The sequence below is a fragment of the Streptomyces sp. NPDC058231 genome, assembly GCF_042882275.1.
Taxonomy (GTDB): Bacteria; Actinomycetota; Actinomycetes; order Streptomycetales; family Streptomycetaceae; genus Streptomyces.
Genome location: NZ_JBHVWN010000078.1, coordinates 23,757 through 36,532, shown reverse-complemented (window position 1 = coordinate 36,532; position 12,776 = coordinate 23,757). Strand labels below are relative to the sequence as shown.

General features: G+C 68.5%; 13 protein-coding genes and 1 pseudogene. 8 read left to right on the top strand and 6 right to left on the bottom strand.

Annotated features, from left to right (window positions below; genetic code table 11):
* Positions 1-105 precede the first annotated feature (105 nt).
* Positions 106-534, top strand: a complete 429-nt coding sequence (locus ACFVXE_RS33135) for an SMI1/KNR4 family protein (RefSeq protein WP_389676807.1) — start codon at positions 106-108, stop codon at positions 532-534.
* A 295-nt stretch (positions 535-829) separates the two neighbouring features.
* Here ACFVXE_RS33135 and ACFVXE_RS33130 read toward each other — a convergent pair whose 3' ends face one another.
* Complete coding sequence (locus tag ACFVXE_RS33130; RefSeq protein WP_389676809.1) at positions 830-1,783, bottom strand: NADP-dependent oxidoreductase; 954 nt, start codon at positions 1,781-1,783, stop codon at positions 830-832.
* A 160-nt stretch (positions 1,784-1,943) separates the two neighbouring features.
* Here ACFVXE_RS33130 and ACFVXE_RS33125 point away from each other — a divergent pair, with 160 nt between their 5' ends.
* Positions 1,944-2,342, top strand: a complete 399-nt coding sequence (locus ACFVXE_RS33125) for a winged helix-turn-helix transcriptional regulator (RefSeq protein WP_389676806.1) — start codon at positions 1,944-1,946, stop codon at positions 2,340-2,342.
* A 149-nt stretch (positions 2,343-2,491) separates the two neighbouring features.
* Positions 2,492-3,316, top strand: a complete 825-nt coding sequence (locus tag ACFVXE_RS33120) for an AAA family ATPase (protein WP_389676804.1) — start codon at positions 2,492-2,494, stop codon at positions 3,314-3,316.
* Positions 3,317-3,586: 270 nt separating this feature from the next.
* On the opposite strand, the gene ACFVXE_RS33115 is transcribed toward ACFVXE_RS33120, so the two are convergent.
* Positions 3,587-4,270 carry a maleylpyruvate isomerase family mycothiol-dependent enzyme gene (locus ACFVXE_RS33115; RefSeq protein WP_389676803.1) on the bottom strand — a complete coding sequence of 228 codons (684 nt, stop codon included), beginning with the start codon at positions 4,268-4,270 and terminating at the stop codon, positions 3,587-3,589.
* Between the two features lie 92 nt (positions 4,271-4,362).
* Positions 4,363-4,959, bottom strand: a complete 597-nt coding sequence (locus ACFVXE_RS33110; protein ID WP_389676802.1) for a TetR/AcrR family transcriptional regulator — start codon at positions 4,957-4,959, stop codon at positions 4,363-4,365.
* A 188-nt stretch (positions 4,960-5,147) separates the two neighbouring features.
* On the opposite strand from ACFVXE_RS33110, the gene ACFVXE_RS33105 reads away from it, so the two are divergent.
* Complete coding sequence (locus ACFVXE_RS33105; protein WP_389676801.1) at positions 5,148-6,782, top strand: MFS transporter; 1,635 nt, start codon at positions 5,148-5,150, stop codon at positions 6,780-6,782.
* Between the two features lie 259 nt (positions 6,783-7,041).
* On the top strand, positions 7,042-7,944 hold the full coding sequence (locus tag ACFVXE_RS33100) for an NmrA family NAD(P)-binding protein (protein ID WP_389676799.1): 903 nt from the start codon (positions 7,042-7,044) through the stop codon (positions 7,942-7,944).
* A 264-nt stretch (positions 7,945-8,208) separates the two neighbouring features.
* Here ACFVXE_RS33100 and ACFVXE_RS33095 read toward each other — a convergent pair whose 3' ends face one another.
* Positions 8,209-8,574 (bottom strand): winged helix-turn-helix transcriptional regulator, encoded by a 366-nt coding sequence (locus ACFVXE_RS33095; protein WP_389676797.1) that lies wholly within the window; start codon positions 8,572-8,574, stop codon positions 8,209-8,211.
* Positions 8,575-8,667: 93 nt separating this feature from the next.
* On the opposite strand from ACFVXE_RS33095, the gene ACFVXE_RS33090 reads away from it, so the two are divergent.
* Together ACFVXE_RS33090 and ACFVXE_RS33085 are read left to right on the top strand one after the other, a co-directional pair.
* A complete protein-coding gene (locus tag ACFVXE_RS33090) occupies positions 8,668-9,333 on the top strand; it encodes an NADPH-dependent F420 reductase (protein ID WP_389676795.1) in 666 nt (221 codons plus the stop codon).
* 74 nt (positions 9,334-9,407) lie between these two features.
* Positions 9,408-9,588 (top strand): annotated as a pseudogene (locus ACFVXE_RS33085) (hypothetical protein); the annotation flags it as partial.
* Here the strand turns inward: ACFVXE_RS33085 and ACFVXE_RS33080 are convergent.
* Complete coding sequence (locus tag ACFVXE_RS33080; RefSeq protein ID WP_389676794.1) at positions 9,564-10,238, bottom strand: cytidylate kinase family protein; 675 nt, start codon at positions 10,236-10,238, stop codon at positions 9,564-9,566. The pseudogene ACFVXE_RS33085 and the gene ACFVXE_RS33080 sit on opposite strands and share 25 nt — an antisense overlap.
* A gap of 752 nt (positions 10,239-10,990) precedes the next feature.
* Between ACFVXE_RS33080 and ACFVXE_RS33075 the strand changes: the two genes are divergently transcribed.
* On the top strand, positions 10,991-12,523 hold the full coding sequence (locus tag ACFVXE_RS33075) for a calcium-binding protein (protein WP_389676792.1): 1,533 nt from the start codon (positions 10,991-10,993) through the stop codon (positions 12,521-12,523).
* Between the two features lie 36 nt (positions 12,524-12,559).
* Here ACFVXE_RS33075 and ACFVXE_RS33070 read toward each other — a convergent pair whose 3' ends face one another.
* A complete protein-coding gene (locus ACFVXE_RS33070; protein ID WP_389676790.1) occupies positions 12,560-12,691 on the bottom strand; it encodes a hypothetical protein in 132 nt (43 codons plus the stop codon).
* Between the last annotated feature and the right edge of the window lie 85 nt (positions 12,692-12,776).

Sequence of the window (12,776 nt, the reverse complement as noted above, 5' to 3'; positions counted from 1 at the left end):
GGGACTCCACCATGCCCAGGCAACAGAATCGCCTCGACCACCCAACAGTTGATGATCAACGCAGCCGCCTCAGCCCAACCGAAACGGCGAGGCTAAGCTGCGCCCATGTGGAAGGAAGCCGCTGCCGGAGCCCTGCCCGACGCCGAGTTCCGGGCACCCGTCACCGCGGCGGCGCTGGCCGAGGCGGAGCGGCGCCTGGGGCGAAGCCTGCCGGCGCAGCTGACCGCGCTGCTGACGGAGACCGACGGGGTGGTCGGTGAGTACGGGACCGACGTGGTGTGGTCCCTGGGGCGGATCGTGGAGCAGAACCTGCTGTTCTGGGCCCCCGACACATTCCCGGGCCTGTACATGCCCTTCGATCCACTGCTGTTCTTCGGGGACAACGGCGGCGGCGACCAGTTCGCCTTCGTGCTGACGCCCGAACGTCCGGATGTCTTCGTCTGGGACCACGAGACCGACGGTCGGCTGTGGGCCGCACGGGAACTGGAGGACTACCTGCACCGTTCCCTCGCGGGAGACGGCGACTGGTGGTAGCCGAGCGGTCCGACCAGGTCCTGAAGGTATCGCGTTGCTGCTGGGAGCCTTCGGGGACGCGGGATGCGGCCTCCATCGAGGTGCGGACGGGAACAGGACTACCGGCTGACTCCACCAGGGGAAGAACACGACACCCGGTCGTCCCTGCGCTGGGTCAGCTCGTGCCGTACATGTGCTGCGAGCGCAGAGGCACTGCCGCCCGCTAGGACGGCAGGGCCTCCGGCTCCCGGGAGGCCGCGCGGTCCGTCGTCGCCGGGTGACCGGATGTGGCGGCCGAGCCGGACCGGAGCGGGAGTCAGGAGGCGACACGCAGGACGAGCTTGCCGCGGGTACGGCCCTTCTCGCCGCGGGTGTGGGCCTGCGCGACCTGGTCCAGGGCGAAGACCTCCTCGACCTCCACACTCACCTCTCCGGCGTCGATGAGTCCGGCGATCCGGGTCAGGGCGGGGCCGTCGGGCTCGACCAGGAAGGGGCTGGTGCGCAGCCCCCGGGACTCGGCAGCCTCCCGGAGTTCGGGCGAGACGCCGACGGGGATCGCGACGAGCAGTCCACCCGGGCGCAACACGTCCAGCGAGCGCACGCTGGTGTTGTCGTGGTGGACACTGATGAGGTCGATGACCACGTCGATGTCCTTGACTGCGTCCTCGAAGCGGACAGCGGTGTAGTCGACGAGTTCGTCGGCGCCGAGCGCCCTGAGCCAGTCATGGCGTCCGCTGCTGGCGGTGCCGGTGACGTGGGCACCCAGGTGCTTGGCGAACTGGACGGCCAGGTGTCCGACGCCTCCAGCGGCAGCGTGGATCAGCACCCGCTGCCCGGGCTGGACATCGGCCGTGTCCACCAGGGCCTGCCAGGCGGTCAGGGCGGCCAGCGGAACGGCAGCGGCCTGCTCGTGACTGATGCTCTCGGGCTTGCGGGCGAACTGGCGGGCGGGGGCGGTGACGTACTCGGCGTAGCCGCCGGCCGCGCGGGGAAACCACGGCATCCCGTAGACCTCGTCGCCGGGCTTAAGGGTCGTCACTCCGAAGCCGATCTCCTCGACGACACCGGAGACGTCCCAGCCCGGGATGAACGGCGGCTCACCCAGCACGCCGGCCATGCCGTGGCCGGCCCGGGTCTGCCAGTCGACCGGGTTGATCCCGGCGGCGTGCACCCGCACCAGGACCTCGGTCGGCAGCGGTTCCGGCCGGGGTACCTCCTCCACCCGCAGGACGTCGGGACCGCCGAAGGCGTGCTGCACCACCGCGCGCATCGAGGACATGGGTCATCTCCTTGTACACATGCTGAACAAATGATCCGATAGGCCGCTTTGCGGTCATCGGCCAAGCAGGCTCGACCGTACCCCCGAGGCAGTAGTTACCATCAAGGGAATCTACTTCCCAATGGGAAGTGTCCTGCTGAGGAGTGTTCCTGTGACCACCACCTGTGAGACCGGGCAGCACGCCCACCACGATGTCTACGCGGCCCAGTGCCCCTGCCGCGCCATGCTGGACCTCCTGGCCAACAAGTGGTCGGCCCTCGCCATCGGAGCCCTTGAAGAGGGCCCCCAGCGGTTCGGTGCCCTCCAGCGGTTCCTCCAGGGCGTCAGCCCCAAGGTGCTCACCCAGACCCTGCGACGCCTGGAGGATGCGGGGCTCGTCGATCGCACCATCTATCCCGCGGTGCCCCTCCACGTGGAGTACGCCCTGACCGACCTCGGCCACAGCGCAGCCGTGCCGCTGAGCCTCCTGCGGAACTGGGTCGAGGAGAACATCGACAACACCACGAGCGTGCCGGGCCACCAGGAGACAGGGCCGTCGACGGCGAAGTAGCGGTCGGGCCGTCGGGGCCGGTACGGCCGGACGCATGATGAACTCGGCGCCCTCATGAACCGTCACGGTGCCCGTGCGCCCGTTGAGGTCCCGTAGACCCGTACCACCACCCGTGCCCCACGACGCCCCTCATCGGCAGGACCAGCTTCATGCTGCCCGAGCGCCGCGAGATCGAATGGATCGCCGAGTCCAGGCCTGCCGAGCACGGTCAGCCGTTTTCGACCTGGAGCCTGACCGAGCCGGCGGAATTTTTGGACGCTGAGGGGGTGGTCGACGACATCGGCCACAAGGGCCGGCGCATCCTGCTACGGGCGGGTGCGGCCGCTGAGGGCTGCTCGGCCGGCTGTGATCGGCTCGTGGACAGCACGGTCAAGATCCGGCAGGATCGGCGGATGTCGAGGTGGGAACGGCCGTTGGTGGTCGCCGTATGCGGGTCCCCGGGGGCCGGAAAGACCACCGTTGCCTGCGCAACGGCGCGGCGCCTCGGTGTGCCGTTTCTGACCCGGGATGAGATCAAGGCCGGTCTCGGGCTGTCCTCCGCTTCCGTCGCCAAGGACGGCGCTCTTCAGCTCAACCCGGACTTCCATATCGCCGGCGGTCCTTTGAGCCTCCGTGCTGAGGCCGTGATGGTCAACGCAGCCCGGCTCCTCGCCTCCTCAGGGGTGAGCTTCGTCGTGGAGTCCTCCGTGTTGTCGCACACGATGCTGGATGCGCTACTCGCATCCGACGCCCGCGTGCTCGCTGTTCACGTCGTCGCCCACGAATCGGTCATCGCCGAGCGACTCCGCGCCCGGGCGGCCGAAGGCGGGGCAACCGACCGACAGCTCGCATCTCAGTTCCAGCGAGGCGAGATGAAGCGATCGATCTTCGATCCCCCGGGTGGAGTCGATGCCGTCGTTGAAGTCGATACCTCAGATGATGGTGATCCGGACATCGAACCCATCGACGCAGCCGTCGTCGCCCTGATGCGGTGACCGAGTGCCGCTCGAAGGTACCCAGTTCGGAGGGCGCCGTACGCGAATGCCGGCTGACCTGCGAGGTCGTGGCCGGACGGCGCCGAGCTCGCCAACCGCACCGGGGCGCAGGTCCACGGGCCGCCGTCGACGCCGGACATCGGCCGTTCCGCAGGTCCGGATCGGGGAGAACTGCCCGGTGCGCAGCCTTCTCGGAAGGGTTTCCCTGCCCGGCTCACTCGACGGCCTCCGGGCCGCACCACGGGAGTGTCCGGCCGACAAGCGCAGATGTCAGCCCAGGGCGAGCCATCGGATGCCGAGCCGCTCGATCTGTGCGGCCTCTGTGTCATCCAACGGCTCGCGGCCGGTGGCTCTGCGCAGGAATTGTGGCCGGCTCCAACCCGTTTTGCGGGCCGTCGCAGTCTGCTCTGCACCGAGAAGCAACTCCAGCACGGCGTCACCAGCCGACGAGGTCAGCCATGGCTCGCTTCCGAGTGCATCAGCCAGGTCGAGGCCGTGGACGGCGACTTCAACGACTCGGGTAAGCAGAAACTCCGACAGGAGCATGGCGTCACCGTGACGCGTCCGCACGGTACGGCCGGCCGGCTGGACCCGGCACAGCCGGTCGACCTGCTGCCAGATCGCGGTGAAATCCTCGGCGGAGGCGGCACCGTCGACCGACCTCGCTGCCCGGTCCTGGGCCAGAGCGATCCGGGCACCGTTGGTCTGCGGTGAAAAGCGGTTGTCCGGACGGTAGTACTCCGCCGCGGAAACCTTGGCCTCACTCGGCGCCGGCGCGTCCAGCATGCCCGGAAGCCAATCGATCACTACGCACACGTGCCCGAGCAGGTCGCGTACGGTCCAGGGAGCGCAGCGCGTCGGGAGGTTCCACTCGGCTTCGGACAGCCCTGACACTGCATCGGTGAACGCCCCGGATTCCAGACGAAACGCTTCGAGCACGCGGCCCAGATTCATGCCCGTGACGCTACCAACCGGACACAGCAGGTCGCCCGTTGGTCATGTCGCTTCAGCTCAGGCGGCGGCCTGCACGGTCAGCCGGCCCTCGGTCAGTCCACGTGGTGCTGCGGTTCGCACTGCCCGGAGCCGCTCTTGGTGAGAGCCGTACGCGCGGCCTGCAGTAGTTCTTCGGAGATCGGGTTGCCCCGGGTGGCGCGGGCGAGGGCGAGGGCACCGACCATGGTGCAGAGCTGGGCCATGCCGTCGTCGTCGCCGGTGGCCAGCCGGGCGGCTCGGTTCCGTACCCCGTTGATGTAGACGTGCTGGGAGCGGGCGGCCTGGTCGGGTTCGCGCCCCAGGTCGGCGGCGAATCCGGAGACGGGGCAGCCCTCCCCGGCGTGATCGCGGTGCCAGACCGAGAGGTATTGCTCGATCAGCGTGCGGCGGGCGGCTTCGTGGTCTCCGGCGGGCTCCTCTCGCCCAGCCGGCGAGTGCGCCTCCGGATCCTCGAAGGCGTGGGCGATGGCCTCGTCGACCAGGTCCGCCTTCGAGACGAACTGCTTGTGGAACCCGCCCCGGGTGAGCCCGGCGGTCTTCATCAGGTCAGCGACGCTGACCGCTGTGCCTTTCTCACGGAACATCCGGGAAGCGGTTGCTACGACGCGCTGCCGGTTCTCCTGTGCTTGCGCCTGGGACACGCGGCCCATGGAATCACTCTCCTCAGATGGATGTCGCTTGACATCTATTCTAGCCCATGTTTAGATCCCTAGCGACATCTATTTGATGCCGATGAGGTCACCGGTAGGTCAAGCAGGGCCTTGCGCTGCCTCCACCGTCTGAGGTCGACGGCCTCCGCCCGGCAATCGCAGAACCACCGACAGCACTGGAGACCCCTGTGGCATCGCCACCCACCCCCACCGAGTCCTCGACGCCCGCGGCGTCCACACCACCCGTGCCGCCTGCCCGGCGACGAGGCGTTTCCGAGGTGGTCCACCGCCGGCGCTGGGCCATCCTGGCCGTCCTCGCGTTCAGCCTCCTGGTGGTGATGCTGGACAATTCGATCCTCAACGTGGCGATGAAGACCATCGCCCAGCCTGCTCCCACCGGACTCGGCTCCACCCAGAGCCAGCTGGAGTGGGCGGTCAATTCCTACACGCTGGTCTTCGCCGGACTGCTCTTCACCGCGGGTCTGCTGGGTGACCGGCTCGGCCGCAAGAAGGTGCTGCTCTTCGGCATGGCCGTGTTCGGTGTGGGATCCGTGCTGTCCGCGCTGTCGGACTCCTCCGGGCAGCTCATAGCCTTCCGCGCCGTGATGGGCTTCGGCGGCGCCTTCATCCTGCCCGCCACCCTCGCGATCATCATGAACGTCTTCGAGCCCGAGGAGCAGCCCAGGGCCATTGGCATCTGGACCGGTGTGGTCGGTTTCGCCATAGCCGCCGGCCCCATCGCCGGCGGCGTTCTGCTGGAGCACTTCTGGTGGGGCTCGGTCTTCCTGGTCAATGTGCCGATCGTGGTCGCCGCGATGGTCGCGATGGTGGCGATCGTCCCCGAATCCAGGGACCCCAGGCCCGGCAGGCTCGACCCGGTCGGCGTGTTGTCGTCGATTGTCGGTCTGGCGGTGCTGGTCTACGGCATCATCAAGGGCGGCCAGCTGGGCGACTTCACCCGGCCCGAGGTGTGGGCGACGATCCTGGGCGGCCTGGCGATCCTTGCCGGTTTCGTGGTGTACGAGGCCCGCAGCGACAATCCGGCCCTCGACGTCACCTACTTCCGCAACCGGCGGTTCTCCGCCTCCGTCGCCGCCATCGGCCTGGTCTTCTTCGCGCTCATGGGCGTCACGTTCTTCAGTGTCTTCTACAACCAGAGCGTGCGCGGCTACAGCGTCCTGCAGTCCGGACTGCTCGTGCTGCCGCTCGCCGCCTCCCAGATGTTCTTCGCCCCGCGGGCCCGGCTGGTCGTCAACCGCTTCGGCGCCCGAGCCGTGTGCACCGCCGGCCTCGTCCTGACCGCCGTGGCCTTCGCCGGCTTCCTGCTGCTCGGCCAGGACACCCCCATCTGGGTGCTGGAGGTGCTGTTCTTCCTGATGGGCACGGGGATGGCCCATGTGATGCCGCCCGCCACCGTCATGATCATGTCGTCGCTGCCGCGGGAGAAGGCCGGCTCCGGATCCGCGGTCAACAACACCTTCCGGCAGGTCGGCGGGGCCATGGGCGTCGCCGTGCTGGGGTCGCTGCTGTCCACCACGTACCGCAGCGGCATCGACGGCCACCTGGACGTACTGCCCACCTCCGACCGGCACGCCGCAGGTGAATCCGTCCAGGCGACCCTTACCGTCGCCGAGAAGCTGGGACCCGTCGGCAGGGCCCTGGTGCAGTCCGCGCACGACGCCTTCATCCACGCCATGCACATCACCGCGGTAGGGTCCGCAGCCGTCGCCCTGGTCGGCGCGGTCGTCGTGCTGGTCTTCCTGCCGGGCAAGGCTGCCGCCACGGCCACCAGCGGTGCCAAGTCCCAGCGCCAGACCGTCTGATGAGCCCGACGGTGATCACGAACCATTCCCGCGAGACACCGGAGGCGACCCCCTGCCGGGGACGCCCCCGCGGTGTCGTCGCCGAAACCGCCGTCATCGAGACGGTACTGCGGCTGCTCGAAGAGGCGCCACGACGTGTGAAATCGCCGCACGGGCCCACGGTGACATGGGGGCCAACGCCTTACTGACGGCTCCGCTGACGCTCTGATCACATCCCAACACTCAGGTATTTCCCGTTACTTTCGAAGGAGATCGCCCGATGGGTGCCAACAACCTTGTTCTTATCCCCGGTGCCGGCGGCGTGGGCCGCACGGTCTTCGAGCACCTGCGTGCTCAGAATGTGCCGGTGCGTTTCATGGTCCGCCGCGATGACGAGCGGGCCGCCGAACTGCGGGCACTGGGCGCAGACGTCGTCATCGGTGACCTGACCCGGCCCGAGACCGTAGCGGCCGCGCTGCAGGGCGTGGCACGGATGTACTTCGGGATGCGCGTGTCGCCGGACCATCTGCTGGCGGCGACCGTGGTGGCTTCCGTTGCGAAGGAGTACGGGAATTTGGAGGCCCTGGTCGACCTGTCGCAGATGACGGTGTCGCAGATGACCGCCACCAGCACGGAGGAGTCGCACCAGCAGCGGCTGCACTGGCTGGCGGAGCAGGTGTTCGACTGGTCGGGTCTGCCGGTGGTGCACATCCGGCCGACGGCGTTCCTGGACACTCCGCTGTTCACCATGATGGCGGCGCGGTCGATTCAGGAGAACGGCACGATCGCGCTGCCGTTCGGCACCGGACGCACCTCTCCGGTCGCCGTGGACGATGTCGCCCGGGTCGTCGCCACCGTGCTCCGCGATCCGGCTCCCCACGTCGGGCAGGTCTACGAACTGACCGGGCCGCGCTCGGTCGACATGACGGAGCTGGCCGCGGAATTCTCCCGGGCGCTGGGCAGGCCGGTGTCCTATGTGGACATGCCCCCGGAGCGGTGGGAGGCCCACCTCCCGAAGCTGGGGATGCCCCCGCACCTCGAACAGCATGTTTCCACCATGGCCCAGTTGCACCGGGACAACCGTTACAACCGCACTGCCGATGGCGTCGAGCGCGTGACGGGCATCCCCGCCCAGTCCATCGAGACGTTCGTAACCGCCCGAAAGGACTTCTACCTTGCCTGAGGCGACCTGCCCGTCAGTGCCCGATGTGGGGCCATGATCTTCGAGGCTCCCGCCGAAGTGACTGGCTGAAGTCGTGGAGCCGAGCGGGGCGGAGACAGGAGCTCAGGGCCCCGACGGTGAGCCGGGGAGCGCGCGACGAGCGGAGCGAAGAGCCTTGATGAGGTAGAGAAACCTGTAACAGGCCCTGTGGAGTAGCGGGTGTCTCTCAGACAGGGCTGCAGTGCAGGCGTGTGGAACCTGGTCGCACGGGCTAGGTGTTGCGGGTCATGAGGTTGTTGACGGGCCGGTGAGTTCGGCTTGGTTGTCTGCCGCCCATTGTGCGAGCTGCGCCAGGGGCCCGATCGCGAACGATTCGCCGAGCGGAGAGAGTTGGTAGACCGCGCCGGGCTGCTCCGACGATCGCTCGGTGCTGGGCGCTTTGATGACGAGGCCACGAGCCTGCAGTCGTTGGAGCGTTTGAGTGATCACTTTGTCACTGGCTCCCGCGATGCGCAGGAGTAGTTCGTTGCGTCGCGTTGGCCCCAGACGCAGGGCTGAGAGCACGACGGGATCCCACGTGTGGCGGATGAGCTCCGCTGCCGCGCGCACATGGCAGTCGGAGACGAATGTCTGACAGGACTCCTCAATCACGAAGTTCAGTGTCCCATCAGTCTCCTACCGAGCGGTAGGAGGTGCGTTCGTAGCGTTCTGGAGGACACCGCTTCCAGACGGAGGAGACACGTTGTGAACGTAGGCATCCTGGGCACCGGAAACCTGGCCGTGACGCTTGGTCGCGCCTGGGCCGCATCCGGCCATTCGCTCTTGGTGACAGGGCGCAATCCGCTGCACGCCAGCGAGGCCGCCGACCAGATCGACCCCTCGGCGGAGGCAGTTGCTCCAGCCGACTTCGCGGGGAGGGCCGATGCGGTCGTGGTTGCGGTCTCCTGGGAAGGACTGGAGGCCGCCCTGCATCTCGTCGGCGGCTCCGACGGGGCGCTGGCAGGCAAGACCGTGATCGACTGCACCAACCCCGTCGACTACGCAACCGGTGAACTCAAGCCGGCATCAGGCTCCGCAGCACAGCTCGTGGCTCGCTCCGCTCCCGGTGCCCACGTGGTCAAGGCACTGCACCTGTTCGCGGGAGCCTCGTGGCCATACGCGGGCCTGCAGGAGACGACGCCGGTCGTGGCGATCTGCGGCAGCGAGCGCAGTGCTCTGGATCTCGCCACGGCACTGATCGGCGACCTGGGCGGGCAGACAGCCGTGATCGGAGGGCTCGACAGCGCCCGGCAACTGGAAGAGGCCGCGGGATTCGTCATGAAGGTCGTCGCGTCCGGCCACAACCCGAGGCTCGCCGTGCCCGATGTCGACCCGGCGCTGGTCAGCGCAGCTCGCACGGCGACCCGCTGAGCTGGCAGACCACTGTAGAGGGCCGCGACTCCGCGCTCCGGCCCTCTCTCCACGCCGTCCGGAAAGGCCACCACATGTCTCACCGCAATGCTCCGCTCTCGGCCGAGGGGTGCCGACGCCTGGTCGAGCGATGCCAGACCCGACCAATCGCCGACCACACTCATCGATCCACAGGATTTGGCAATTACTCCTCGCCGCCATGTCGCCTGCGCGTCGAAGTGGGTCAACCGCTATCGGCGGACTTCCCAGGCCGGCCGTTGGAGCTGATCGTTGTACACGATGATGTCGGCGTGGTCGGTTGGGCGGGCTGTGGCGAAGTAGAGCTGTTGGGAGGGGATATAGCGGTTGCGCCAGGACCGTTCGATTTCGGCGGTGGATCCGGCCAGCGCTGCGCCTCGGTCACGGGCGCGCTCTACCGTCTGCTCGAATGGGACGGACACGAAGATGCGCAGGTCCCACCGGTGGATGAGTTCTGGGCGCAGGAGGAAGACGCCGTCGAAGAGCAGTACGGCGTCTGCGGGGGCGGTCGTGGCCGGCGGGGACGATGGGGTGTCGGTGTCTGCGTCGTAGACCGCGTGTTGGAACCATCGGTGTCCGCCCGGGCCTAGCGGATCGAGCAGGACCCGGCACAGCGCGGCGCGGTCGTGGGCGTCGAAGTAGCAGCCTTCGGCCGAGTACTGGCCGCGTCGGTAGCGCTGTGCACGGGGGACGAGGAAGTCGTCGATGGTCGCGCGGACGACGTCGCGGTCCTGCGCGCGCAGGACGACGGCGAGCTCGTCGGCCAGCGTGGTCTTGCCGGAGGCGGGCGGCCCGTCGATGGCGACCCGCAGCGGGTGCGCGGTTGTGACGGAGCTGATCGCCTCGGCCAGCCGACTGATGAGCTCACCGCGGGTGCCTTGGTCCATTGCTGCCTCTCTCACGGTGTCTGTGTCTAGCACCGCACGTCAGGCTGCGGTCGCCCGCTCGCGTTCGACGAGGTCGCCTCGTTCGAAGCGGGCTGACTTCTCAGTTGATGGCCATGCGTTCGGCAAGCTCCGCCAACGGCTTGGGGGTCCGGTTCCCTGAAAGCTGGACCAGATCACGGACCACGGTACGTGCGGAGTGATGGCTGCTTCCAAGAGTGCGGCTACAGCCTCGCCGACGTGTCGCCGCTGCGCGTGAGCGCGTGTGCCATGCGTTTCAGCCCACGCAACGATCAGCCGGATGCATGGCTCATGGGCCTGCCGCTACGGCCCTCCATCCGTACGCGTCCTGTGACGTTCGCCGGCGTTGATGTCAGGGGATTCCGCCCAGTGTTCTCCGTCTGCCTGCTTCTGGGCGGGTGCGGATGAATGCAGTCACCTGACCGGGCAGGGGCATGCCAGACACGCTCGAAAGATACTTAAAAAGGACTTATTGACTGTTGTGGTTCTTTCCGTCACATAGAGTGCGCCTGCGCGCGCCGTGGGGTATGGAGGCGCCGCCGCCTGCTGCCGGCTGCGCACGGGTGCTGACAGGGCTGACACCAAGGAACCGGGAGAGATCGGTGAACGAAAGACATACGCGATCGTCTTTGATCACGGGGGCGTGGCGACGGCGCGGGGGGCCCGGCAATGGCCGGCGTTGGTACAGCGCGGGCACCGCGACAGCCCTTTGCGTGGTCCTGTCCGGTCTCGGGATGGCTCCGGCGGCGGCCACGGCGTCCCATCGTGCAGTCGACATCGATCAGACCTTCACCTTCACGGGTGCCCCGCAGAGTTTCACCATCCCCGCGAACGCGGTAGCGACGATCACCGCTGACGGCGCCGGCGGCGGCAGTGCCGTCAGCGGAACCTGCCCCAATGGATCGACGGGTGGTACCGGGGCGCGGGTGGTCAGCACTCTTCCGGCCTCCGCGACCCCGACGGTCCTCACCGTCAATGTGGGTGGTTCCGGCGGCGCATCCTGTGCTGGCGGCGGGGGCGGCGGCGGGTACAACGGCGGAGGTGCGGGCGGAAACGGAACCACCACTCCCCTGTCCACCGGCGCGGGCGGGGGCGGCGCGTCAAGCGTGGCGACGGGCGGAAACCTGCTGGTGGTGGCGGGTGGAGGGGGCGGCGGCGGGGGACGCAATCTCCCGACCCAGGGAGGCAATGGCGGAACCCCCGACGGTACCGACGGAGCCACAGGCGGGTCTCTCGGCGGTGCGCCCGGTGGCGGCGGTGGCGGAGGCACCACCAGCGCGGGAGGTGCGGCAGGCACGGGAGCTGTCGCCGGGTCTTGCACGGGCCAGGCGGGCAACGCCGGCGGCGGATTCTCCGGTGCGACGGTCGGTACGGGAGGTGCCGGCGGTAACTACACCGGCTGTGGCACCAGCTTTGTTGTCACTGGCGGCGGAGGCGGCGGAGGTGGCTACTTCGGCGGTGGCGGTGGTGGCGCTTCCGCCACCACCGGTGGTGCATCCGGCGGAGGGAGCGGTGGCGGCGGCAGCAGCTTCGCCACCTCCACGGGAACGGGCACCACGTACAGCGCCTCGCCGATCGGAACACCCAGCGCCAACGGCCAGGTGAAGATCAGCTTCACGATCCAGGATCTGGCCTTCGTCACCACCAGCCCGCTGCCCGACGCCACCCAGAACGTCGCCTACTCCACCACCCTGCAGACCAGCGGCGGCACCGGAGCCCCCAGCTTCGCGGTCACCAGCGGCTCCCTGCCTGCCGGGTTGAACCTCAACACGACGAGCGGCGTGATCTCCGGTACTCCGACGACGGCCGGCACGTACACGTTCACCGTGACGGCCACCGACCCCGACTCGGACGTTGCCCCGGCCTCAAGGCCGTTCACGATCACCGTCCGTCCGCCCGCCACCCTCACCTGCGCCAACGCGACGCCCACCATCGTCGGCACCAACCGCGCCAACGTCCTCATCGGTACGCCCGGCGACGACGTCATCTTCGGCCTCGGCGGCAACGACGTCATCGAAGGCCGCGGCGGCAACGACATCCTGTGCGGCGGCGACGGCAATGACGCCATCGGCGGCGGCGACGGCAACGACCGCATCGAGGGCCAGGACGGCGCCGACGCACTCAGGGGCGCCAACGGCAACGACGCCCTCTTCGGCGGCAACGGCGCTGACTTCCTCGACGGCGGCCCCGGCACCAACACCAACGACGGCGGTGCCTCGCGCAACGTCTGCATCCGCCCCCTCAGCGGCCCCGGATGCGCCATCTGAGATCAAAGCACTGGCAGATGGCTTACGGCACCCGGTTCATACGGAAGGCACCGTATGAACCGGGAAGTGTGTCTCGCGCAGGTCGTCCCTGGCCTGGACTGCGATCTGGCGCCCGTAGGTGAGGGCGGCGTAGGCGAGGTCCCGCGAACCCCAGACGTTCGCGGCCATGCCCGCGACCGCCCCCGACCCCCGCCGGAACAGCCCCGAGCACCCCTGGCGCGGCATCGGCCTGGACGTGTACGAGCGCCACAGG